Source organism: Streptomyces sp. KL109B (assembly GCF_030766935.1).
Classification (GTDB): domain Bacteria; phylum Actinomycetota; class Actinomycetes; order Streptomycetales; family Streptomycetaceae; genus Streptomyces.
This window is the reverse complement of record NZ_JASERL010000007.1, coordinates 419,554-442,256: the sequence shown is the minus strand read 5'-3', so window position 1 is coordinate 442,256 and position 22,703 is coordinate 419,554. Positions and strand designations below refer to the sequence as shown.

At 71.4% G+C, this 22,703-nt stretch carries 16 protein-coding genes; 10 read left to right on the top strand and 6 right to left on the bottom strand.

Translation table 11 applies throughout. The features are described from left to right. Positions 1–58 precede the first annotated feature (58 nt). Positions 59–1,288: a S8 family peptidase gene (locus RBJ65_RS25610; protein ID WP_372341263.1), complete on the bottom strand. Its 1,230-nt coding sequence runs from the start codon at positions 1,286–1,288 to the stop codon at positions 59–61. A 219-nt stretch (positions 1,289–1,507) separates the two neighbouring features. Between RBJ65_RS25610 and RBJ65_RS25605 the strand changes: the two genes are divergently transcribed. The 3 genes from RBJ65_RS25605 (at position 1,508) to glgP (ending at position 5,493) form a co-directional block, all read left to right on the top strand. Beyond that, entirely contained in the window at positions 1,508–2,092 is a 585-nt protein-coding gene (locus tag RBJ65_RS25605; protein ID WP_306318890.1) for a 1,4-alpha-glucan branching protein, read from the top strand. A gap of 140 nt (positions 2,093–2,232) precedes the next feature. Then, positions 2,233–2,703 carry a hypothetical protein gene (locus tag RBJ65_RS25600; protein ID WP_306318889.1) on the top strand — a complete coding sequence of 157 codons (471 nt, stop codon included), beginning with the start codon at positions 2,233–2,235 and terminating at the stop codon, positions 2,701–2,703. Positions 2,704–2,874: 171 nt separating this feature from the next. Further along, positions 2,875–5,493, top strand: coding sequence for an alpha-glucan family phosphorylase (gene glgP, locus RBJ65_RS25595; RefSeq protein WP_306318888.1), 2,619 nt, complete (start codon positions 2,875–2,877; stop codon positions 5,491–5,493). A gap of 78 nt (positions 5,494–5,571) precedes the next feature. Here the strand turns inward: glgP and RBJ65_RS25590 are convergent, their stop codons facing one another. From RBJ65_RS25590 to RBJ65_RS25575, 4 genes are all read right to left on the bottom strand, one after another. After that, positions 5,572–7,065 (bottom strand): M4 family metallopeptidase, encoded by a 1,494-nt coding sequence (locus tag RBJ65_RS25590; RefSeq protein ID WP_306318887.1) that lies wholly within the window; start codon positions 7,063–7,065, stop codon positions 5,572–5,574. Between the two features lie 225 nt (positions 7,066–7,290). Next, positions 7,291–9,366, bottom strand: coding sequence for a M4 family metallopeptidase (locus RBJ65_RS25585; protein ID WP_306318886.1), 2,076 nt, complete (start codon positions 9,364–9,366; stop codon positions 7,291–7,293). A gap of 343 nt (positions 9,367–9,709) precedes the next feature. Then, the gene (locus RBJ65_RS25580; RefSeq protein ID WP_306318885.1) at positions 9,710–11,584 is read right to left on the bottom strand and encodes an ABC transporter ATP-binding protein; all 1,875 of its coding nucleotides are present in this window, start codon (positions 11,582–11,584) and stop codon (positions 9,710–9,712) included. After that, positions 11,581–13,455, bottom strand: coding sequence for an ABC transporter ATP-binding protein (locus RBJ65_RS25575; RefSeq protein WP_306318884.1), 1,875 nt, complete (start codon positions 13,453–13,455; stop codon positions 11,581–11,583). The genes RBJ65_RS25580 and RBJ65_RS25575 overlap by 4 nt, the downstream gene beginning before the upstream one ends. Positions 13,456–13,708: 253 nt before the next feature. On the opposite strand from RBJ65_RS25575, the gene RBJ65_RS25570 reads away from it, so the two are divergent. The 6 genes from RBJ65_RS25570 (at position 13,709) to RBJ65_RS25545 (ending at position 18,847) form a co-directional block, all read left to right on the top strand. Beyond that, positions 13,709–14,632, top strand: a complete 924-nt coding sequence (locus RBJ65_RS25570; RefSeq protein WP_306318883.1) for an ABC transporter ATP-binding protein — start codon at positions 13,709–13,711, stop codon at positions 14,630–14,632. After that, positions 14,629–15,414, top strand: coding sequence for an ABC transporter permease (locus tag RBJ65_RS25565; protein WP_306318882.1), 786 nt, complete (start codon positions 14,629–14,631; stop codon positions 15,412–15,414). Before RBJ65_RS25570 ends, RBJ65_RS25565 begins: the two co-directional genes overlap by 4 nt. A gap of 35 nt (positions 15,415–15,449) precedes the next feature. Then, entirely contained in the window at positions 15,450–16,781 is a 1,332-nt protein-coding gene (locus tag RBJ65_RS25560; protein WP_306318881.1) for a sensor histidine kinase, read from the top strand. Beyond that, on the top strand, positions 16,771–17,415 hold the full coding sequence (locus RBJ65_RS25555) for a response regulator transcription factor (protein ID WP_306318880.1): 645 nt from the start codon (positions 16,771–16,773) through the stop codon (positions 17,413–17,415). The genes RBJ65_RS25560 and RBJ65_RS25555 overlap by 11 nt, the downstream gene beginning before the upstream one ends. A 141-nt stretch (positions 17,416–17,556) precedes the next feature. Continuing rightward, positions 17,557–18,414: a helix-turn-helix domain-containing protein gene (locus RBJ65_RS25550; RefSeq protein WP_306318879.1), complete on the top strand. Its 858-nt coding sequence runs from the start codon at positions 17,557–17,559 to the stop codon at positions 18,412–18,414. Between the two features lie 4 nt (positions 18,415–18,418). Then, positions 18,419–18,847 carry a VOC family protein gene (locus tag RBJ65_RS25545; protein WP_306318878.1) on the top strand — a complete coding sequence of 143 codons (429 nt, stop codon included), beginning with the start codon at positions 18,419–18,421 and terminating at the stop codon, positions 18,845–18,847. A 90-nt stretch (positions 18,848–18,937) separates the two neighbouring features. Here the strand turns inward: RBJ65_RS25545 and glgX are convergent, their stop codons facing one another. Next, on the bottom strand, positions 18,938–21,235 hold the full coding sequence (glgX, locus tag RBJ65_RS25540; protein WP_372341262.1) for a glycogen debranching protein GlgX: 2,298 nt from the start codon (positions 21,233–21,235) through the stop codon (positions 18,938–18,940). 143 nt (positions 21,236–21,378) lie between these two features. Here glgX and RBJ65_RS25535 point away from each other — a divergent pair, with 143 nt between their 5' ends. After that, the gene (locus RBJ65_RS25535) at positions 21,379–22,596 is read left to right on the top strand and encodes an Ig-like domain-containing protein (protein ID WP_372341261.1); all 1,218 of its coding nucleotides are present in this window, start codon (positions 21,379–21,381) and stop codon (positions 22,594–22,596) included. The last annotated feature ends 107 nt before the right edge of the window (positions 22,597–22,703 follow it).

Here is a 22,703-nt window from a genome sequence, read left to right as displayed (position 1 = left end):
ACACATAAGACCGGTCCCGCCGGAATCGACGGGACCGGCTCATCAACTCACCTTCCTTCTAAGGACTTTCGGTCGGGTTGTTCACCTGAAGCAGCTTGTTGGGCGAGCCGACGCCCGCGTCCGTCACCATGTCGTTCGCGGCCCGTGCGACCAGCGCCTTGCTCACATCGGCGGGCGAGGCCGCCGCGTGGTCGGCGAGGTACAGCGCGGCCGCGCCCGCGACGTGCGGTGACGCCATGGACGTACCGGAGAAGGTGGCCTTCCCCGTGTCGCTCTTGTACGACGCGGACGTGATGTCCACGCCGGGCGCGAACAGGTCGAGACGGGTACCCCAATTGGAGAAGCTCGCACGCGTGTCCTTCTTGCCGGTCGCGCCGACCGTGATCGCCTGCTTGACGCGGGCGGGCGAGTACAGCTCCGCGGGCATTCCGTCGTTGCCCGCCGCCACCGTGTACGTGACTCCGGACGCGATGGAGTTCCGGACGGCGGCGTCGAGTTGGGCGTTCGCGTAGCCGCCGAGGCTCAGATTGGCGACGGCCGGTTTCTGCGCGTTCTTCGTCACCCAGTCGATGCCCGCGAGCACCTGCGCGGTCGTCCCCGATCCCTCGTCGTCGAGTACGCGCACGGAGACCACGTCGGCCTGCTTGGCGACGCCGTACTTCTCGCCCGCGACGGTCCCGGCGACATGGGTGCCGTGCCCGTTGCCGTCCTGCGCCACGGAGTCGTTGTCGACGAAGTCCCAGCCGCTGGTGGCCCGGCCGCCGAAGTCGCGGTGGGTGGCGCGGACGCCGGTGTCGATGACGTAGACGTGCACGCCCGTGCCCGCCGATTCCGGCCAGGTGTACGACTTGTCGAGCGGCAGCTCTTCCTGGTCGATGCGGTCCAGGCCCCACGAGGGCGGGTTCTTCTGGGTGTGGTCCATGGTGACCTGGGAGTCCTGGACGACGGACGCCACGTTCCCGTCGGCCGCGAGCCGCTTGGCCTCGCCCTCGCCGAGGGTCACCGCGTACCCGTTGAGCGCCTCGCTGTAGGTGTGGCGGATTTTCGCCCCGTACTTCTCCGCGAGGTCCTTGCCCGCGGCGGACGGGGCCCTGGTGTCTCCCTTCAGTGTCACGATGTAGCTGCCCGTGATGGAGCCGGGTGCGCCGGCGCCGGATATCCGTCCCTGAGCGGGAGCGGCGTTCGCGGGCAGTGTGATGGCCGAAAGCGCCGCGACCGTGGCGACCGCGGTGCACCCACCGGCCCACCGCGTCCGTCGCTTTCGCGTCACTCGCACGGTCCCTGCCATGGGTGGGTTCCCCTCCTCAACTCGGCGCGGTCATACGCCAGTTGGCAGCCTCTCGTGCGGTGTGAAGCACCACAAGGAGGTACGAGGTGGCGGAATCGGCCATATCGGTCGTGGGGGTGGTGCGGGAGAGTTGCGGCGTTTTTCGGACGTCCGGACGTCCGGGCAGGGGTGCGCGCAATTCCCTGGCGTCGCGCGAAGGCCACGGCCGATGATGGGGCCGTGTCGATCATTCACCGCACCACACTCACGCCCACCAAGCCCGAACTCCTCGCCGAGTGGCTGCCGAAGCAGCCCTGGTACCGGGGGACCGGCACCCCGGAGCCGGTCAAGGCCGGCGGGTTCCGGCTCGACGACCCGGCAGGCGAGGTCGGCCTGGAGTTCATGGCCGTGACGGACACCTCCGGCCCCGAGCCCGTCACGTACCACGTGCCGATGGCCTACCGCGGCGCCCCACTGGCGGACGCCCCGGACGACGCGCTCATCGGCACCACCGAGCACGGCGTGCTCGGGATGCGCTGGGTGTACGACGGGGCCAAGGACCCGGTCCTCGTACGGGAGTTGACCGCCCTGCTGAAGGGCGAGGTGCCCGCGCACGCGCAGAGCGTCGACGGCGCCCTCGACCCGACCGTGCACGCCCGCCTCGCCCTCGACGACGTGCCCGGAGAGGTGCGCCCCGAGATCGTGCGCGTCCTGGAGGCCGGGGCGAAGGCGCCCGGTGACGCGGTCGGCGAGGTGTCCGCCGAGTGGTCCGCGGCGGACGAGCGGCGGGTTCGTGGGGTTTTCGTAGTGGTTCGGGGCGGCTGAGGATCTCTGGGCGTTGCGTGCCTCTGGGTGATCATGAAATCTGGCATCGTGGGCAGGTCGCCGATGACCGACGGCGACAACTTCCTGCACCGACGTCCGAATGGTTTGGATGTGGTTTTTTGATCTGGGGGGCAACACGCATGACAGCGACCCGACAGCCGCGACGGCTCGCACGCCTTCTCGCGGGGGCCGCCCTCGCGGTGGGCGCGCTGGTCGGCGCGGCCGCCGCACCGGCCGCGGCCTATGAGCCCAACCCCGAGGCGGCCGTGACCTACCAGAAGTCCGACAGCGGCGTAGGCGTCAATGTGGGCCTGAGCCAGGGCGGTTCGTACCTCGGAACCGTGGTGTTCGACGCGCACTCCCAGCAGCTGGGGGTCTACGACACCAAGAACGACGGCGACACGTTCTACGTCCACGTCTCCACCACCCACGGTGGCGTCACGCACAACCTGGGCACGTACTCCGCGCCCGGCGGTGAGAACGTCGTGGACTCCGTCGTGAAGGACTTCGACCTGCCCGAAGGCACGGCCGTCGACATCGCGGTGTACGACGACCCGGCGCTCACCGACTACATCGGTGGGGCGCGCGGGACCGGGGCGGCGATCGCCTAGCACCCGGCCCTCAGGGCACCGCACACGGCGGTCCGGTCGCGCGGCGCGCGCGGCCGGGCCGCCGTTCGTGTTCCGGGAGCCCGTGCCACGCGCCGTGGCCCCTGGTGCGGACGGGCGGCTACCGTCGGGAGACGACTCAGGCATCCGACGCGCAACCCCAGAGGTGAGCCCGTGAAGGCCATCCGTCGATTCACCGTCCGCCCGGTCCTGCCCGAACCCCTCGCCCCGCTGCACGACTTGGCGCGCAATCTGCGATGGTCGTGGCATGCGGCGACCCGTGATCTGTTCGCCGCCGTCGACCCGGGGCGCTGGGCCGCGGCGGACGGGGACCCGCTGCGGCTGCTCGGCAGCATCCCGCCCGAGCGGCTCGCCGCGCTCGCGGGCGACGAGGACTTCCTCGCGCGGCTCAGCGAGGTCGCCGACGACCTGCGGGGCTATCTGCACGACGACCGCTGGTTCCAGGAGCAGGCGCGGCGCACCGAACTCCCCGCCGCCGTCGCCTACTTCTCGCCCGAGTTCGGCATCACGGCCGCGCTGCCGCAGTACTCGGGCGGCCTCGGCATCCTCGCCGGTGATCATTTGAAGGCCGCGAGCGACCTCGGGGCGCCGCTGATCGGCGTAGGACTGCTTTACCGGCACGGCTACTTCCGGCAGTCGCTCTCGCGGGACGGCTGGCAGCAGGAGACGTACCCCGTCACCGACCCGAACGAGCTGCCGCTGAGCCTGCTGCGGGAGGCCGACGGCGCCCCCGTGCACCTCGCGCTCGCGCTGCCCGGCGGGCGGCGGCTGCTCGCGCGGGTGTGGCAGGCGCAGGTGGGGCGGGTGCCGCTGCTCCTTCTCGACTCGGACGTCGAGGAGAACGGCGCCCGCGAGCGGGACGTGACCGACCGGCTGTACGGCGGCGGCAGCGAGCACCGGCTGCTGCAGGAGATGCTGCTGGGGATCGGCGGGGTGCGTGCCGTACGCGCCTACTGCCGGCTCACCGGGCATCCGGCGCCCGAGGTCTTCCACACCAACGAAGGGCACGCGGGCTTCCTCGGCGTGGAGCGGATCGCCGAACTCGCCGACCAGGGGCTCGACTTCGACTCCGCCCTCGAAGCGGTGCGGGCCGGGACCGTCTTCACGACGCACACCCCCGTCCCCGCCGGCATCGACCGCTTCGACCGGGAGCTCGTCGCCCGGCACTTCGGCTCCGCCGCCGAGCTGCCGGGGCTCGACGTGCAGCGGATACTCGGCCTCGGCATGGAGACGTACGCGGGCGGCGACCCGAACGTCTTCAACATGGCGGTCATGGGGCTGCGCCTCGCCCAGCGCGCCAACGGCGTCTCCACCCTGCACGGGTCCGTCAGCCGGAACATGTTCGCCGGGCTTTGGCCGGGATTCGACGTCGAGGAGGTGCCGATCGCCTCCGTCACCAACGGCGTGCACGCGCCGACCTGGGTCGCCCCCGAGGTGTACCGGCTCGGCGCCCGCCAGATCGGGGAGCGGCGCACCGAGGACGCCCTGTCGGTCGGCGCCTCGGACCGCTGGGACGCCGTCGGCGACATCCCCGACCGGGCCATCTGGGCGCTGCGCGGCGAACTGCGCGCCCAGCTCGTCGAGGAGGTGCGGGCCCGGCTCGCCGCGTCCTGGCGGCAGCGCGGCGCGGGCACCGCCGAACTCGGCTGGATCGACGGCGTGTTGGACCCGAAGGTGCTCACCATCGGCTTCGCGCGCCGCGTCCCCTCGTACAAGCGGCTGACCTTGATGCTGCGCGATCCGGACCGGCTGATGCGGCTGCTGCTGGACGAGGAGCGGCCCGTTCAGATCGTGGTGGCGGGGAAGGCGCACCCCGCTGACGACGGTGGCAAGCGGCTTGTTCAGGAGTTGGTGCGGTTCACCGACGACCCGCGCGTGCGGCACCGCATCGTCTTCCTCCCCGACTACGGCATGGCGATGGCGCAGAAGCTGTACCCCGGCTGCGACATCTGGCTCAACAACCCGCTGCGCCCGCTGGAGGCCTGCGGCACGTCCGGCATGAAGGCCGCGCTCAACGGCTGCCTCAACCTGTCGGTCCTGGACGGCTGGTGGGACGAATGGTTCGAGCCCGACTACGGCTGGGCCATCCCCACGGCCGACGGCACCGGCACGGAGGAGCACAGGCGGGACGACCTTGAGGCCGCCGCGCTCTACGACCTCCTGGAGCAACGGGTGGCGCCCCGCTTCTACGAGCGCGGCCCCGACGGGCTGCCCGACCGCTGGATCGAAATGGTCCGCCAGACCCTCACCCACCTCGGCCCGAAGGTCCTCGCCGGGCGCATGGTCCGCGAGTACGTCGATCAGCTCTACGCCCCCGCCGCCGGGTCCGCGCGGGCGCTCACGCCGGACGCGGCCCGGGACCTCGCGTCGTGGAAGGCGCGGGTGCGGGCCGCGTGGCCGCTGGTCACCGTCGACCATGTGGAGGCGTCGGCGGGCGGCGCCGAACTGGGGGCCACGCTGGGGCTTCATGTCCGGGTGGCGCTGGGCGAGTTGGGGCCCGACGACGTCGAGGTGCAGGCCGTCGCGGGGCGCGTCGACACGGAGGACCGGATCACCGAGCCGGCGACGGTGCCGCTGAAGCCGGTGGGTGGGCCCGACGGGGAGGGGCGTTGGGCGTACGAGGGGCCTCTGGCACTTGACCGGAGTGGGCCCTATGGGTACACGGTCCGGGTCCTGCCGGCGCATCCGCTGCTCGCGTCGGTGGCGGAGACGGGGCTTGTGGTGGTGCCGACGGAGGCGACCGGGGAGGGGGCCGGGGTGTTGATGCGGTGACGTTGCGGCCCGCCGGGGTTGGGGCCTGGGGCTCTGCCCCAGACCCCGCGCCTCAAACGCCGGCGGGGCTGGATTGGGCTACTTGACGTTTACGGCGGACCAGGCTGCCGTGACTGCCTTGGACTCGGCCGAGTCCGCGCCGTACAGGTCGTCCGCCGCGCTCAGCGTGCCGGTGCGGGCCGCCGCGTAGTCGGTGTTCGACGTGAAGTACGCCGTCAGCGCCTTGAACCAGATCTTCTCGGCCTTGTCCCGGCCGATGCCGGTGACGGTGGAGCCGTCGGAGGTCGGCGAGTCGTAGTCGACGCCGTTGATGGTCTTCTTTCCGCTGCCCTCGCTGAGCAGGTAGAAGAAGTGGTTGGCGATGCCGGAGGAGTAGTGGACGTCCACGTTCCCCGCGCCCTCCTTCCACGCGTCCAGGGAGTTGCCGTCCTTGCTCGGCTTGTCCATGTAGCGCAGTGGGGAGCCGTCTCCGCGGATGTCGACCTTCTCGCCGATCAGGTAGTCGCCGACGTCCTCGCTGTTCTTGGCGTAGAACTCGACCGAGGTGCCGAAGATGTCGGAGGTCGCCTCGTTCAGGCCGCCGGACTCGCCGCTGTAGGTGAGGTTGGCGGTGGCCGATGTGACGCCGTGGCTCATCTCGTGCGCGGCGACGTCGATCGAGGTGAGCGGCTTGGCGTTGCCCTCGCCGTCGCCGTACGTCATGCAGAAGCAGGAGTCGTCCCAGAACGCGTTGGAGTACGCCTCGCCGTAGTGGACCCGGGAGTAGGCGCCCTTGCCGTCGCCCTTGATCCCGCTGCGGCCGTGCACCGCCTTGTAGTAGTCCCAGGTGACCTGGGCGCCGTAGGCGGCGTCGACTCCGGCGGTCGCGGCGTCGTTCGTCGTCCCGTCGCCCCACTTGTCGTCGGCGTCGGCGAACAGCGTGCCCTTGCCGGACTCGGCGTTCTTCAGGTCGTACGTGGAGTGCCCGCCGCGCGTCGCGTCGGTGAGCGTGAACGAGGAGCCCGAGCCGCTCGTTCCGATCTCTACGCTGCCGCTGTACTGGGACTCGCCGGTGCCGGTCCTGATGTCGTCGTACTCGAAGATCTTCTTGCCGGTGGCCGCGTCCGTGATGACGTGCAGGCGGCTCGGCGTGCCGTCCTTCTTGGCGGACTTCACGACCTTCTCGTAGGCGAGTCTCGGCGTACCGCTCGCGGCCCAGACGACCTTGCGGGCGCCGGTCGGGGCGGCCTTGAGGGAGACGCCCTCGGTCTTCACGGCGATGGACTTGGCCGTGGCGCGGGTGACGCCCTCGCGGGCGCCGGACTTCTTCCGGTGGACGATCAGGTCGCCGCCGAGCACCGGGAGGCCGTTGTAGGTCCGCTCGTAACGGGTGTGGGTGGTCCCGTCCTTGTCCTTCACGACGTCCTTGACCACGAGCTTCTCGCCCGAGGCCGTGGGGGTGGCCGAGGCGCCGGTCGTGGCGAGGGTGCCGGTCAGCAGGGCGCCGGCGGCGACGGCCGTGGCGACGCGGAGCGTGGTCCGCCTGCCGCGCGAAGAAGTGCGGGCAGGGCGGGCGGGTATGTGGGGGTTCACGTAGAAAGCTCCTTGTGTGATGTGGGGGGTGAGCTTTGCCGTGCGGGAAGACTGTGACAGTTGACGTCGGTAAATGTCATGTACGTGATCGCAGGTTGACCGGAATTCGTCCGTTCACTGGAAAACGGCCACCGTATTGCGAACAGCACATGAACGGGCGCGCCACGGCGGGGAGTTGAACCGCCGCCGTGGCGCGCCCGGGTGAGGTGGGACTTGCGGTGGGGCCTACGGGAACGTCAGCTTGAAGCTGTTGATGTAGCCCGTGTCCTGCGGTCCGAGGTCCTGGACCTTCAGCTTCCACGTGCCGTTCGCGGTCTCGGCGGAGGCGTTGACCGTGTACGTGGTCTGGATGTTCGGCGTCGGGTCGTACGTCGAGCTGTGCAGCCGGTACGTGCGACCGCTCGGGCCGACCAGGTCGACCTGGAGGTCACCGCTCCACGTGTGCACGATGTCGACGCCGACCTTCAGGGTGGAGGGCGCCGCGCCGCTGATGCCGGTGACGGTGACGTTCGAGGTGACGGCGGCTCCCGGGGAGTCCGGGATGTTCACGTCGGTGTCGTTGGTGAACGTCTTGCCGGTCCCCGGGTCGCCGCCGCCGGAGCGGGCGCCGACGTTGACCGCGGCCCACGCGTCCTGCACCGCCTTGTACTCGGCGGACGACGTCCCGTACAGCTCACCGGTCGCCGCGAGGGTGCCGGTGCGGGCGCCCGCGTAGTTCGTCGTCGACGTGAACTTCGTGGTGAGCGCCTTGAACCAGATCAGCGCGGCCTTGTCGCGGCCGATGCCGGTGACCGGAAGGCCGTCGGAGGTCGGCGAGTTGTAGGTGACACCGTTGATCGTCTTGGTGCCGCTGCCCTCGCTGAGCATGTAGAAGAAGTGGTTCGCGGGGCCCGAGGAGTAGTGCACGTCGACGGAGCCGATGCCGGAGTACCAACTGTCCTTCGACGCGCCGTCCTTGCTCGGCTTGTCCATGTAGCGCAGCGGCGTCCCGTTGCCGTTGATGTTGATCTTCTCGCCGACGAGGTAGTCGCCCACGTCGGTGGAGTTGTTGGCGTAGAACTCGACGGCGCTGCCGAAGATGTCGGAGGTGGCCTCGTTGAGACCGCCGGACTCGCCGGAGTAGTTCAGGCCCGCCGTGTTCGACGTGACGCCGTGCGTCATCTCGTGGCCCGCCACGTCGATCGACGTCAGCGGGTGCGTGTTGCTGGTGCCGTCGCCGTACGTCATGCAGAAGCAGGAGTCGTCCCAGAACGCGTTGACGTACGCGTTGCCGTAGTGGACCCGGCTGTACGCGCCGACGCCGTCGCCGCGGATGCCGGTCCTGCCCTGCACGTTCTTGTAGTAGTCCCAGGTCAGGGCGGCGCCGTAGTGGGCGTCGGCGGCGGCCGTCTCGGTGTTGGAGGCGGAGCCGTTGCCCCACACGTCGTCGGAGCCGGAGAAGAGGGTGCCGGTGCCGGACGTGCCGCGGTTCAGGTTGTACGTCTTGTGGGCGCCGCGGGTGGTGTCGTTCAGCGTGTACGAGGAGCCGGACTGCGCGGTGCCGAGGGTGACGGTGCCGCTGTACTGGGTGTTGCCCGTGCCGGTCTCGATCGCCTGCCACTCGTGCAGCTTCTTGCCGGTGGTGGCGTCGGTGATGACGTGCAGCTGGTTGGGCGTGCCGTCCTCCTGCAGACCGCCGACGACCGTCTCGTACGCGAGGGTGGGCTGCCCCTTCGTCGCGCCCTGGCCGAGCCAGACGACCTTGCGGGGGGCCTTGTCGGCCTCCGTCTTCTTCGACCCGTCCTGCTTCGCGAGCTTGAGCGCCTGTGTCTCGGCGGTGGCCGGTGCGACGTCGGCGGACGTGTCGACGTTCTTGAGCTCGGCCTTGGACGCCTTGGTGACGCCCTCCGTGGCGCCGGACTTCGTCGCCTCGACGATCAAGTCGCCGCCCAGGACCGGGAGTCCGCCGTACGTGCGCTCGTAGCGGGTGTGCGTCGTGCCGTCCTTGTCCTGGAGCACGTCCCGCACGACGAGTTTCTCGCTCTTGCCGAGGCCGAGGTCCTTCGCGGTGTCGGCCTTCGTGGCGTTCGCCTCGCGCATCAGCTCGGCGCGCTTGGCGGGGGAGAGCTTCGCGGGGAGGGAGCCGGGGTCGGCGCCGCGGTCGGCGTTGACGGGGGCCGTCGCACGGGCTTCGTAGGCCGTGGCGGGGCCCGTCTGGAGCGCGATCGCGAGGAGGGCGACGACGGCTCCGGCGGCGGTGGTGGTGACGGTGACCCGGCGTCTGGGCGAGGCGGGTCTGTGGGAGGTCGGGTTCTTGCGCAACGCGGAACTCCTTCTGCGTGGCCGCGAATTGGGTGTGCGGCCAGTGGGGTACGGGCGGCGGGTGGCCGTCCGGGCAATGCGCAGTGCGGGAGGTGCGGAAGGAGAGTGGCACCACGGGGTGCCGTGTGTCAGGGGCTCGTCAACAGGTTGGCCGGAAATGGTTCGTTGTCCGGTGCGCGTCGTTCGTTTCCCGGTGACGTGGTTGCGCCCCCGGGGCTCCGCCCCGGACCCCGCTGCTCAATCGCCGCAGGGGCTTGATTTGCCGAACCGGCCCCCAGGAAGCCCCCGCAGACGAGCGAGACGCGAGGTCAATCAAGCCCCGCCGGCGAGTGAGCCCCGGGGGTTAGGTCGTGAGGCTGTTGCGCCAGGTGCGGTGGAGGGTGGCGAACGTGCCCGTGCCGGAGGTGAGTTCGGATGGGGGGCCGTCCTCGGTGACCTGGCCGGAGGCCATCACCAGGACGCGGTCCGCGATCTCCACCGTGGAGAGACGGTGGGCGATCACGACCGCCGTGCGGCCGTGCAGCACCGTGCGCATCGCGCGCTGGACGGCGCGCTCACCGGGAATGTCGAGGGAACTGGTCGCCTCGTCGAGGACGAGGACCGCGGGGTCGGCGAGGAGGGCGCGCGCGAAGGCGACCAGTTGACGCTGGCCTGCGGAGATGCGCCCGCCGCGCTTGCGGACGTCCGTGTCGTAGCCGTCCGGGAGCGCCGCGATGAAGTCGTGCGCGCCGATCGCCTTCGCGGCCTGCTCGATCTCCTCGCGGCTCGCTTCGGGACGGCCGATCGCGATGTTCTCGGCGACGGTCCCGGAGAAGAGGAAGGCCTCCTGGGTGACCATGACGACCCCGCGCCGCAGGTCCGCGTTCGACAGGTCGCGCAGGTCGACGCCGTCGAGGAGGACCTGGCCGTGCGAGGGATCGTAGAAACGGGCCAGGAGCTTCGCCAGCGTGGACTTTCCGGCTCCCGTGGAGCCGACGACCGCCACCGTCTGCCCGGCCGGCAGCGTCAGATCGAAGCGGGGGAGGACCTCGCCGCCCGTGCGGTAGCCGAAGGAGACCGCGCGGAACTCGACCTCGCGGCCCGGCTGTTCGGGGTCGCGGGCCGGGAGCGGGCGCGGAGTGGCCGGTTCTGGTACCGAGGGGGACTGGGTGAGAAGGCCCGCGATCTTCTTCAGGGACGCGGCCGCGCTTTCATACGCGTTGAGGAACATCGCCAGGCGGTCGATCGGGTCGTACAGGCGGCGGATGTAGAGCACCGCCGCCGCCAGCACACCGAGTTCCAGCGTGCCGCCCGCGACCCGGTACGCGCCCCACAGCACCATGCCCGCCACCGCCGTGTTCGCGAGGAGCCGGGAGCCGACGACGTAACGCGCCATCTCCAGCATCGCCGTACCGTTGGAGCGCTCGTGCCGGTGGTTGAGGCGCGCGAAGTGCTCGTCGTTCGCGCGCTCGCGGCGGAAGGCGCGCACGGGGCGGATGCCGTTCATGGTCTCGACGAACTTCACGATGACCGCGGCGATCGCCGAGGACCGCTCCGCGTAGGCGCGGGCCGCGCGCTGCCGGTACAGCCGGATCAGGATGTACAGCGGCCCGAAGGACAGGGCCGCGACCGCGCCGATGCCGAGGTCCAGCCAGAGCAGCATCGCCGTGATGTAGAGCGAGCCCACGATGACGTTCACCAGTTCCTGGAGGCCCTCGCTGAGCAGTTCGCGCAGCGCCTCGACGTCCGTCGTGGCGCGGGAGATGACCCGGCCCGATGTGTACCGGTCGTGGAAGTCCACGCTCAGCGCCTGCGCGTGCCGGAAGATGCGGCCGCGCAGATCGACGAGCACGTTCTGGCTGACGCGGGCCGAGTACCGGATGTACGCGTACACGAACGCCGCCGAGCCGACCGCGCACAGCAGGAAGCCCGCGCCGACCGCGACCAACGGCCCGTAGTCGTCCGCCCGGAACGCGGGGACCGCGCTGTCGATGGCGTACGCGACGATCAGCGGGCCGGACTGCACGGCGGCCTGTTGCAGGAGGAGGGCGAGGACCGTGAGGGCGACGGTGCGGCGGTGGGGCGACAGGAGGGAGCGCAGGAGGGTGCCGGTCGCGCCCTTGGGGGTCGGCAGGTCGTCCTGGTCGAAGGGGTCGCCGGGGCCACCGGGGGAGGGGGTGCGGACGTCGTCGTCTTCTGGGGTGCCGGTCGTGGCGTTCGGCTTCGCGGTCGTCGTCATGCGCGCTCCGTCTCCGTTTCCCCGGTGTGTTCGCCCGACATCAGGTGTCTGTACTCGGCGTTCGCGCGCAGCAGTTCGTGGTGGGTGCCCACCGCCGTGATCCGGCCCTCGGACAGCAGCGCCACCCGGTCGGCCAGCAGTACCGTCGACGGCCGGTGCGCGACCACGAGCGCCGTGCTGTCGGCGAGCACCCGGCGCAGTGCCGCCTCCACGGCGGCCTCCGTGTGTACGTCGAGCGCGGACAGCGGGTCGTCCAGGATCAGGAAGCGGGGCGTGCCGACGACGGAGCGGGCCAGCGCGAGGCGCTGGCGCTGGCCGCCGGACAGGCTCAGGCCCTGCTCGCCGACCTCCGTGTCGGCGCCGTCGGGCAGCCGGTCCACGAACTCGGCCTGCGCGACGCCGAGTGCCTGTGCCAGTTCTTCGGGGCTCGCGGTGCCGGAGGCGCCCATCAGTACGTTGTCGGCGACCGAGGCCGAGAACAGGGTGGGCTCCTCGAACGCCACGGACACGAGTTCGCGCAGTTCGGCGCGCGGCATCGTGGTGATGTCGCGGCCGTCGAGTGTGATGCGGCCCGCCGTCACGTCGTAGAGGCGGGGCACGAGTGCGGTGAGGGTGGTCTTTCCGCTGCCGGTCGCGCCGACGAGGGCCATCGTTTCGCCGGAGGGGATGTGCAGGTCGATGTGGGTGAGGGTGGGGGTGGAGTCTTCGGTGGCGTCGGGGTAGCGGAAGGCTACGCCGTCGAACCGGATGCCTCCGGCGGTTCCGGGCGGTGTGGTTGCGGACTCGGGGCTCTGCCCCGGACCCCGCTGCTCAATCGCCGCAGGGGCTTGAAATGCCTGCTCAAGCGCCGCAGGGGCTTGATTTGTCTCCGCATCCGTGTCCATCACCTCGAAGTAGCGGCGCGTCGCCGTTGCCGCTTCCTGGCTCATCGCGAGGAGGAAGCCGATGGACTCGATGGGCCAGCGCAGCGCCAGCGCCGTGGAGAGAAAGGCGACGAGGGTGCCGGCCGAGAGGGAGCCGTCGGAGACCTGGATCGTGCCGATCACCAGGGCCGCGCCGAGTGCCACCTCCGGGAGGAGGGTGATCACCGTCAGGATGCCGGCGAGCAGGCGCGCCTTCACCAGTTCCGTGCCGCGCACCTTGCGGGCCAGGTCGCGGAAGGCGTGGGCCTGGCTGCGGTGCCGGCCGAAGCCCTTGATGACGCGGATGCCGAGCACGGACTCCTCGACGACCGTCGTCAGATCGCCGACCTGGTCCTGGGCGCGCCGCGAGGCCCTCGCGTACCCGTCCTCGAACTTGTAGCAGAACGCGATCAGCGGCACGGCGGGCGCGAGGAGGACGAGGCCGAGACCCCAGTCCTGGACGATCAGGACGGTGAGGCCCGCCAGGATCGTGACGCCGTTGACGAACAGGAACGTCAGCGGGAAGGCGAGGAACATCCGCAGCACCATCAGGTCCGTCGTGCCGCGCGACAGCAACTGCCCCGAGGCCCACCGGTCGTGGAAGGCGACCGGGAGCCGCTGCAGATGCCGGTACAGGTCGGCCCGCAGCGCGGCCTCCACCCCCGCGAGGGGCCGCGCCACGAGCCATCTGCGCAGGCCGAAGAGGAGCGCCTCCGCGATGCCGAGCGCCAGCAGCACCCCGGCGCCGAGCCACACCCCGCCCGGATCCCGCTCGGTCACGGGACCGTCCACGATCCACTTCAGGACCAGCGGGAAGACCAGCGCCAGGCACGACGCGAGCACCGCCACGACGGCCGCGCCCGCCCACCGCGCGCGCACCGGACGCACGTACGGCCACAGCCGCAACAGCGTCCGCACGGCGGAGAGTTGACCGGTCGTCTCTGTGGTGGCACGTGTCGTCGTCGGCATCAGGAGCGAGCCTACGGTTCGCCACTGACAACGCCCACCGAGTTTCGGCCCGGCACTGGATCGCCGGACCTCGGGTCCCCACCTCAGAAACATGTCGCACTTACACGTGGAAGTGCGACATGTTTCTGAGGTGGGGACCCGAGGTCGGGCCGGTCCGTTCCGGAGTCGTAGCGCGCATCAACCGATCGGCTGATGCGTGCTCAAGCGCGATGACTGATGCCCGGACCCGGCCCGCACCGCGAGTCTTGATGCCATGACCACCACCACAGCACCGCTCATCGAGGTCGCAGGGCTGCGCAAGGCGTACGCCGGGCGGGCCGTCGTCGACGGGGTGTCCTTCAGCGTCGGAGAGGGCGAGATCTTCGGGATCCTCGGGCCGAACGGCGCGGGCAAGACCACCACCGTCGAGTGCGTCGAAGGGCTGCGCGCCGCCGACGAGGGGCGGGTGCGGGTCGCGGGGCTCGATCCCGTGCGCGACCACCAGCGGCTCACCCGCGTCCTCGGCGCCCAGCTCCAAGAGAGCGAGATCCAGCCGAAGTTGACCGTTCGGGAGGCCCTGGAGCTGTACTCCGCCTTCTATCCGGACCCGCTCGACTGGCGGCCGCTCGCCGAGCGCCTGCGCCTCACGGACAAGCTCTCCACCCGGTTCGCGAAGCTCAGCGGCGGCCAGAAGCAGCGCCTGTTCATCGCGCTCGCCCTCGTCGGCAACCCGCGCGTCGTCGTGCTCGACGAGCTGACCACCGGGCTCGACCCGCGCTCGCGCCGCGACACCTGGGAGCTGATCGAGGAGGTCCGTGCGGGCGGCGTCACCGTCCTCCTCGTCACGCACTTCATGGAGGAGGCGCAGCGGCTCTGCGACCGGATCGCCGTGATCGACCAGGGCCGGGTCGCCGCGCTCGACACCCCGGCGGGCCTGATCAGCCGGGCCGCCGGTTCGACGGTCATCTCGTTCACGCCGTCCGCGCCGCTGGACGCGGACGCCATCGCCGCGCTGCCCGCGCTCATCTCCACCGACCGCAAGCCGGACGGCCGGGTGACCCTCACCGGCACCGACGACACGGTCACCGCCCTCCTCACACTGCTCGCGCGCCGGCACATCACCGCGCACCAACTCCGGGTCTCCGACGCCACGTTGGACGACGCCTTCCTGGACCTGACGGGAGTCGGACAGTCATGACCACCACAGCGACCGCGCCCACGGGGCGGGCCGACCGCACGGGCCGGACCGACCGGGCCGTGCTCAAGGCCGAGTTCACGCTGTTCCGGCGCGAGGCCGGCAGCGTCGTCGGGATCCTGCTGTTCCCCGTCGTCCTGCTCGTGATCCTCGGCTCGATCCCCTCCTTCCGTGAGGTCGACGCCGGGCTCGGCGGGATCCGGCTCGTCGACGCGTACGTTCCCGTGACCGTGCTGCTCGGCATGCTCGCGGGCGGTATCCAGTCGATGCCGCCGATCATCACCGGGTACCGCGAGCGCGGCATCCTGCGCCGCATGTCGACGACGCCGGTGCGGCCGACGGCCGTGCTCGGCGCGCAGATGGGCATCCACGGCGCGGCCGTCCTCGTCTCGGTCGCGCTCTGTCTCGCCGTCGGCCGGATCGCCTTCGACGTGACGCTGCCGCGCCAGGTCCCCGGCTATCTGCTCGCGCTCGTCCTGTCCGTCGTCGTCTCCCTCGCCCTCGGCGCGCTGATCGCCTCCCGGGCCCGTACGACGAAGGTCTCCAACGCGATCGGCTCGGTCGTCTTCTTCCCCGCGATGTTCTGCGCGGGCGTCTGGATCCCGGTCCAGGCGATGCCGGACACGCTCGCCCACATCGTCGAACTGACCCCGTTCGGCGCCGCCGCGCAGTCCCTCAACGAGGCGGCGGCGGGCGACTGGCCGGCCTGGTCGCACCTGCTGGTCCTCGCCGTCTGGGCGGTGGCCCTGACCGGCGCTGCCGCGCGCTGGTTCCGCTGGGAATGACGGTGACGACCGACGGCTCCCTGCACACTGAGGGGATGACCAGCCACAGCGACGGCGACGGCGACAGCGGCGTCGGCAGCGAGTTCGGCGGCTGCGGCCGCGGCGCCGTCGAGGCCGCAGCGGTCAGGGTCGAGGACCGCTGGAGGCCGTTCCACGTCTACGGCCCCTACGTCCTGCTGGGTGTCGGTTTCCTGCTGTCCGTCGGTACGGCGGGCCTCTTCGACATGGACCGCACCCAGTGGTTCCTCCTCGGAGGCCTCACGGCGGCCGGGCTCGTCCTTCAGCTGTGGTGGACCTGGCGGGAGCGGACCGGCCGCCCGCTGCGGTCCGGCGGGGCCTTCGCCTTCTACTGGGTGCGCTGGGCGATCGCCTTCGTCGTCACCGTGATCAACCCGTTCTACGCGTTCTACGCGGCCACCGGCTACTTCGACGCCGACCGGATGCTGCCGCGCCGACTGATCAGGACGGGTCTGTTCGCCACGGCCGTCGTCATGGCCGGCTCCCAGTCGGGCGGGCTGCCGCCTGACGGGACGACCGGCTGGGCGGTGTTCGGCGCCCTGCTCGCGGTGAACGTGATCCTGGTGGGCGCCACGGCACACATCCAGATCAAGGAGGACGAGCGCGCGCACGCCCAGGCCGCCACCATCCGGGAGCTGGAGCGGACGAACATCGCCCTCCAGCGGGCCATGGACGAGAACGCCGCGCTGCACTCCCAACTCCTCGTCCAGGCACGGGAAGCGGGCGTCGCCGACGAGCGGCGCCGGCTCGCCGCCGAGATCCACGACACCATCGCCCAGGGCCTGACCGGGATCATCGCCCAGCTCCAGGTCGTCGCGAACGCGCCCACCCTGGAGGTCGCCCGTGAACACCTCGACCGTGCCTCCGGCCTCGCCCGGCACAGCCTCGGCGAGGCCCGCCGCTCCGTGCACAACCTGGCGCCCGCCGCCCTCGACGACGCGACGGTCGCCGAGGCGCTGAAGAAGACCGTCGCCGCCTGGTCGGCCCGCACCGGCGTCCGCGCCGACTTCACCCTCACCGGCACCGCCGAGCCGCTGCACGAGGAGATCGAGGCCAGCCTGCTGCGCATCGCCGAGGAGGCCCTGTCGAACGCGGCGCGGCATGCCGCCGCCACCCGCGTCGGCGTCACCCTCTCCTTCATGGCGGGCGAGGTCACCCTCGACGTGCGCGACGACGGCCGCGGCTTCGACCCCACCGCTCTCCGCGCCCGCTCCGGCACCGGAGGCTTCGGCCTCGACGGGATGCGGGCCCGCGCCGAGCGCCTCGCGGGCGGCGTCACCGTCGAGTCGGAGGAAGGCGGCGGCACGGCGATCTCCGCTCACGTACCGTTGGTGCGCCATGACCAGTGATCCCGCCATCAGCCTGCTGATCGTCGACGACCACCCCGTCGTACGGGACGGTCTGCGCGGCATGTTCGAGTCGGCCACCGGATTCACGGTCCTCGGCGAGGCCGCGAACGGCGTGGAGGCCGTCACCCGCGCCGCCGCCCTCGACCCCGACGTCGTCCTCATGGACCTGCGGATGCCGGGAGGCGGCGGCGTCGACGCGATCCGCGAGCTCGGCAGGCGCGGCGTACGGGCCCGCGTCCTGGTCCTCACGACGTACGACACGGACTCGGACACGCTGCCCGCGATCGAGGCCGGGGCCACCGGCTACCTGCTCAAGGACGCCCCGCGCGAGGAGCTCTTCACGGCCGTACGCGCCGCCGCCGAAGGCCGCACGGTCCTCTCGCCCGCGGTGGCGTCCCGCCTGGTCACGGCCGTGCGCACGCCCGCGCCCGACACCGGCGAGACCCTCTCGGCGCGGGAGCGGGAGGTCCTCGTCCTGGTCGCGCGCGGCACGCCGAACAAGGAGATCGCCCGCGAGCTGTTCATCAGCGAGGCCACGGTCAAGACCCACCTCACCCACATCTACGGCAAGTTGGGCGTGAAGGACCGGGCCGCGGCGGTCGCGGTGGCGTACGACCGCAAGATCCTCGGCTAGGGCCCTTCCGACGGATCGGGCTGGACCCCGGTGGCCGGACTTTTCGGCTCCGCCGGCCGCGTGTCGTGTCCGTCGCGGCGGACGACGATCGCGGGGTGTCCGGCTAGCACCGGCCACCGCCTCGTACCCATACTGGGAGGCATGAGCACCGGCTCCCACGAGTTCGTGCGCGCGACGCCACGGCCCGGCGGGCCGATCGTCTCGGCGGTCGGCTATCGCACGCGGGGCGTGCCTCCCGCGCTCCACCGCGGCCTGCCGTCCCCGTACCTCACGGTGATCTTCACCCTCGACGGCCCGGTCGTCGGCGGCCACACCCCCGAGCAGGCCACCGGCCCCGGCGCGACCCGCACGGACGTCGTCGTGGGCGGCCTGCACCAGCGCCCCGCGTACATCGCGCAGTCCGGCTCCGAGGCCGGTATCCAGCTCGCGGTGCACCCGCTCGCAGCCCGCGCGCTGCTCGGGGTGCCGGCGGCGGCCCTCGCGGGCCCCGTCGCGATCGAGGGCACGGACGTCCTCGGCCGGTCGGCGGCCCACGTACGGGAGGAACTGGCCGGGCTCGACGACTGGCGCGCCCGCTTCGACCTCCTGGCCGCCTATCTGACGCCGGACGAGGACCCGCTGACCGGCGTCCGCCACGAGGTCGCCGAGGCCTGGACGTGGCTCGCCCGGCACCGCGGCGCGGGCACCCTGCGCGGGCTCGCCGCCCACGTCGCCCTCAGCGAACGCCGCCTCACCACGCTCTTCCGCGCCGAGACGGGCCTGGCCCCGAAGCAGGCCGCCCGCCTGATGCGCTTCCAGCACGCGAAGGCCGCGGTCGTACGGTCCGTGGCCTCCGGGGCCCCGCCGGACCTCGCCCGCGTCGCCGCGGAACACGGCTACTGCGACCACTCCCACCTGGTCCGCGACTTCCACCAGTACACGGGCCTGAGCCCGACCGGCTGGCTCGCCGAAGAGTGCCGAAACATCCAAGCCGGGGGCCACCACAACGGCGAAGACTGAAGCCATGAACACCACACAGAGCACCCAGCGGACCCCGCGCGAGCCCGCCGTCTGGCCCACTCTCCAGGCGAACGACGCGCACGCGCTCATCGACTTCCTCGTCGACACCGTCGGCTTCCTGCGCACCGCCGTCTACGAGGACGGCGACCGCGTCGCCCACGCCCAGCTCGACTGGCCGGAAGGCGGCGCGATCATGCTCGGCTCGGGCAAGCCGGACGCGGGCGAGGGCGACTGGTGCCTCAAGCCGGGCACCTTCGGCTGCTACGTCGTCACCGCCAAGGTCGACGACCTGTACGCCCGCCTCGTCGCCGCGGGCGCCGACATCCTCCGCGAAATCACCGACCAGCCCTACGGCTCCCGCGAATTCGCGATCAAGGACCCGGAAGGCAACATGTGGTCCTTCGGAACATACGCCGGCGAACCGCGCCCCTGACAGGGGCGCGGGGAACTGCGCATCTTTTAAGGGGGGGGGCCGGGGGCACAGCCCCCGGGGACGGGACGGGAAGGGGCGGCGGGGGCGATTTCACTCACGGACCCGCAACAACAGCACGGACTGCGCCCCCACGGTCACAGCCGCACCTGCATCGTGCACCACGCCCGGCGGGCCACCCTGCTCCTCCTCACCCGTATCCACCACCACCTCGTACGACCGCGCCCAGGGCGCATCCGGCAGGACAAAGCTCTCGGCCCGGTCACCCGCGTGCAGAACCGCGAGGAAACTGTCGTCACGCACCGGCTCCCCGCGCGCGTCCCGCCCCGGGATGTCGCGCCCGGACAGATACATGCCGACCGTCGCGGCGGGCGCATACCAGTCGCCCTCCGTCATCTCGTCCCCCCGCACCGTGAACCACGCCAGGTCCCGCAACCCGTCCGCCGACTCCGCCCGCCCCGAGAAGAACGCCCGCCGCCGCAGCACGGGATGCGCGTGCCGCAGCGCGACAAGGCGTGAGGCCAGCTCGAAAAGGCCCCGGCACCCGGGATCGTCGAGCAGCCCCCAGTCGACCCAGCTGATCTCGTTGTCCTGGCAGTACGCGTTGTTGTTGCCGCGCTGCGTGCGCCCGAACTCGTCGCCCGCCACCAGCATCGGCACCCCGGTCGACAGCAGCAGCGTCGTCAGCAGATTGCGCAACTGCCGCCTGCGCAGGGCGAGTACGTCCTCGTCGTCGGTCTCACCCTCGACTCCGCAATTCCAGGACCGGTTGTCGTGTGTCCCGTCCCGGTTCCCCTCCCCGTTGGCCTCGTTGTGCTTGTGCTCGTACGTGACGAGGTCGCGCAGCGTGAAACCGTCGTGCGCCGTCACGAAGTTGACCGACGCGTACGGCCGCCGCCCGCCCCACGCGTACAGATCGCTCGACCCCGAAAGCCGGTACCCCAGATCCCGTACGTCGGGCAGCGCGCCCCGCCAGAAGTCCCGTACGGCATCGCGGTACCGGTCGTTCCACTCCGTCCACAGCGGCGGAAACGCCCCCACCTGGTAACCGCCGGACCCGACGTCCCACGGCTCCGCGATCAGCTTCACCCGCCGCAGCACCGGGTCCTGAGCGATGACGGCCAGGAACGGCGACAGCATGTCGACGTCGTGCATGGAGCGCGCCAGCGCCGCGGCCAGGTCGAAGCGGAACCCGTCGACGCCCATCTCGGTCACCCAGTACCGCAGCGAGTCCGTGATCAGCCGCAGCACCTGCGGCTGCACCACGTGCAGCGTGTTCCCGCAGCCGGTGTAGTCGGCGTACCGCCGCGCGTCGTCCTGGAGGCGGTAGTAGCCCCGGTTGTCGATGCCCTTCAGCGACAGCATCGGGCCCAACTCCCCGGCCTCCGCCGTGTGGTTGTAGACGACGTCGAGGATCACCTCGATCCCCGCGTCGTGCAGCGCCCGCACCATCCGCTTGAACTCGCCGACCTGCTGCCCGGCGGTGCCGGTCGCCGCGTAGCCCGCGTGCGGGGCGAAGTAGCCGATGGAGTTGTAGCCCCAATAATTCCTCAACCCCCTCCTCAACAAGTGGTCCTCGTGCGCGAACTGGTGCACCGGCAGCAGCTCCACCGCCGTCACGCCGAGCCGCACCAGGTGCTCGATCGCCGCCGGATGCGCGAGCCCCGCGTACGTACCCCTCAACTCCTCGGGAATGCCGGGGTGTTGGCGGGTGAAGCCGCGCACGTGCAGCTCGTAGATCACCGAGTCCGCCCACGGCGTCTTCGGCCGCCGGTCGTCCACCCACTCGTCCCCGGACGCGTCGTCGTGCACGACGACACCCTTCGGGACGTACGGCGCCGAGTCCCGGTCGTCGCGCACCGTGTCGGCGACGTGCTGCTCGGGCCAGTCCCGTACGTGCCCGTAGACCTCGGGCGGCAACCCGAACTCGCCGTCCACGGCCCGCGCGTACGGGTCGAGCAGCAGCTTCGCCGGGTTCCAGCGGGCCCCGGTCCACGGGTCCCAGCGGCCGTGCACCCGGAACCCGTACCGCTGCCCAGGCAGCACTCCCGGTACGAAGCCGTGCCAGATCTCGTGCGTCAGCTCGGTCAGCGGGGCCCGGCGCTCCCGGCCCGCCTCGTCGAACAGGCACAGCTCCACGGACTCGGCGCCGCCCGCCCACAGCGCGAAGTTGGTGCCCGCGACGCCGTCCGGGCCGACCCGGTAGCGGGCCCCGAGCGGCACGGGCGTGCCCGGCCACACCGGCGCCAGCGGCGCCGCGCGCTCCGGCTCGTGGCCGCGCCCGCCGAACGGCGCAGGCGACCGCGGTCTGCCATGGCCCGTCCGGTCCGCATCATGCGGTGCGCTCCGCACTGCCCCCTGCACTGCCCCCTGCTCGGGTGCGCTCGACACCTGTCAGCCTCCCGCGGCTCCACGACTGATGCGCCACAGGGCGTGCGGCGTCCCGGTCGCTCCCCTGCGTCCTCCCCACTGTTCTGCCCAGAGCTTCGCTCGCACTCACGTTTCCCCAGCGGGGGGCGCGTCGTTGGCCTGGCGTGAGAGACACCGCGAGGCGTGTGCGACACGCAGGGGCGACACTGGCCGCCGTACTGACCTGGACAGGACTGATCGGCGCGCTCGCCGGCTGCGATTCGGACACGGTGTTCGGCAAGCCGCGCTCGGCGAAGGACCTGATCCGGGTCACCCCCGACGACCGGTCGAAGGGCGTGCGGGCGAGCCAGGGACTCCAAGTCACCGTCCCCGAGGGCCGCTTGCGGTCGGTGAAGGTCGTCAGGATCCAGGACGCGGAGGAGCACGTCGTACGGGGCCGGCTTGAGCGGGACGCCATGCGCTGGCGGCCGACCGGTCCCGGCGGCGACCGCCTCGCGCTCGCCGCGCAGTACAAGGTCGACGCGGTGGCCGTCGACGGCCACGGCCGCCGCGTCGCCCGGCACACCACGTTCACGACCTACGTCCCCGACCGGCGCTTCATCGGCTACGTCACGCCCGAGCACCGCGCCAAGGTCGGCACCGGCATGATCGTGAAGGTCGCGTTCAACCGGGACATCGAGAACCGGGCCGCCGTCGAGCGCGCCATCAAGGTCACCGCCGAGCCCGGCGTGGAGATCGCCCCGCACTGGTTCGGCCGCGACCGCCTCGACTTCCGGCCGAGGAAGTACTGGAAGCCCGGCACCGAGGTCACCGTCGACCTGGGTCTGCGCGACGTACAGGCGGCGCCCGGTGTCTACGGCCTCCAGGACAAGGCGTTCACGTTCACGGTGGGGCGCAGCCAGGTCAGCGTGGTGGACGCGGCGGCGCACACGATGCGGGTGCGCAGGGACGGCAAGGTGGTGGACACCGTGCCGATCACGGCGGGGGCGCCGAGCTCGACGACGTACAACGGGAAGATGGTCGTCAGCGAGCTGCTCGACGTCACGCGCATGGACAGCCGCACCGTCGGCTTCGGCGGCGAGTACGACATCCCGGACGTGCCGCACGCCATGCGGCTCACCGACTCCGGCACGTTCCTGCACGGAAACTACTGGTCGGGCGGCGTCTTCGGGAACAGCAACGTCAGCCACGGCTGCGTGGGCCTGCCCGATGTGAAGGGTGGCGGGTCTGCGACTCCCGCCGGGCGGTTCTTCGACCGCACGCTCATTGGTGACGTCGTGGAGGTCAGGAACAGCGCGGACGGCACGGTGGCGGCGGACAACGGGCTCGGCGGCTGGAACATGGGCTGGGCGCGCTGGAGGTCCGGGGGAGCGGACGGGTGATGGACGCACGCTCCGCCCGTCTCCGTAGCTATCCGAAACACACGCCTCCTCCCCGGTGTTGGGACTAAACGGTGACATCCCTGGGGATCCGTTTCCCCAGGTCGTGT

What these genes read in the sequence shown, in the direction of transcription:
- RBJ65_RS25565 (WP_306318882.1), top strand. Translation starts at nt 14,629, where the DNA reads ATGACCACCACAGCGACCGCGCCCACGGGGCGGGCCGACCGCACGGGC.
- RBJ65_RS25550 (WP_306318879.1), top strand. Translation starts at nt 17,557, where the DNA reads ATGAGCACCGGCTCCCACGAGTTCGTGCGCGCGACGCCACGGCCCGGC.
- RBJ65_RS25575 (WP_306318884.1), bottom strand. Translation starts at nt 13,455, where the DNA reads ATGCCGACGACGACACGTGCCACCACAGAGACGACCGGTCAACTCTCC.
- RBJ65_RS25610 (WP_372341263.1), bottom strand. Translation starts at nt 1,288, where the DNA reads ATGGCAGGGACCGTGCGAGTGACGCGAAAGCGACGGACGCGGTGGGCC.
- RBJ65_RS25545 (WP_306318878.1), top strand. Translation starts at nt 18,419, where the DNA reads ATGAACACCACACAGAGCACCCAGCGGACCCCGCGCGAGCCCGCCGTC.
- RBJ65_RS25560 (WP_306318881.1), top strand. Translation starts at nt 15,450, where the DNA reads ATGACCAGCCACAGCGACGGCGACGGCGACAGCGGCGTCGGCAGCGAG.
- RBJ65_RS25555 (WP_306318880.1), top strand. Translation starts at nt 16,771, where the DNA reads ATGACCAGTGATCCCGCCATCAGCCTGCTGATCGTCGACGACCACCCC.
- RBJ65_RS25580 (WP_306318885.1), bottom strand. Translation starts at nt 11,584, where the DNA reads ATGACGACGACCGCGAAGCCGAACGCCACGACCGGCACCCCAGAAGAC.
- RBJ65_RS25570 (WP_306318883.1), top strand. Translation starts at nt 13,709, where the DNA reads ATGACCACCACCACAGCACCGCTCATCGAGGTCGCAGGGCTGCGCAAG.
- RBJ65_RS25600 (WP_306318889.1), top strand. Translation starts at nt 2,233, where the DNA reads ATGACAGCGACCCGACAGCCGCGACGGCTCGCACGCCTTCTCGCGGGG.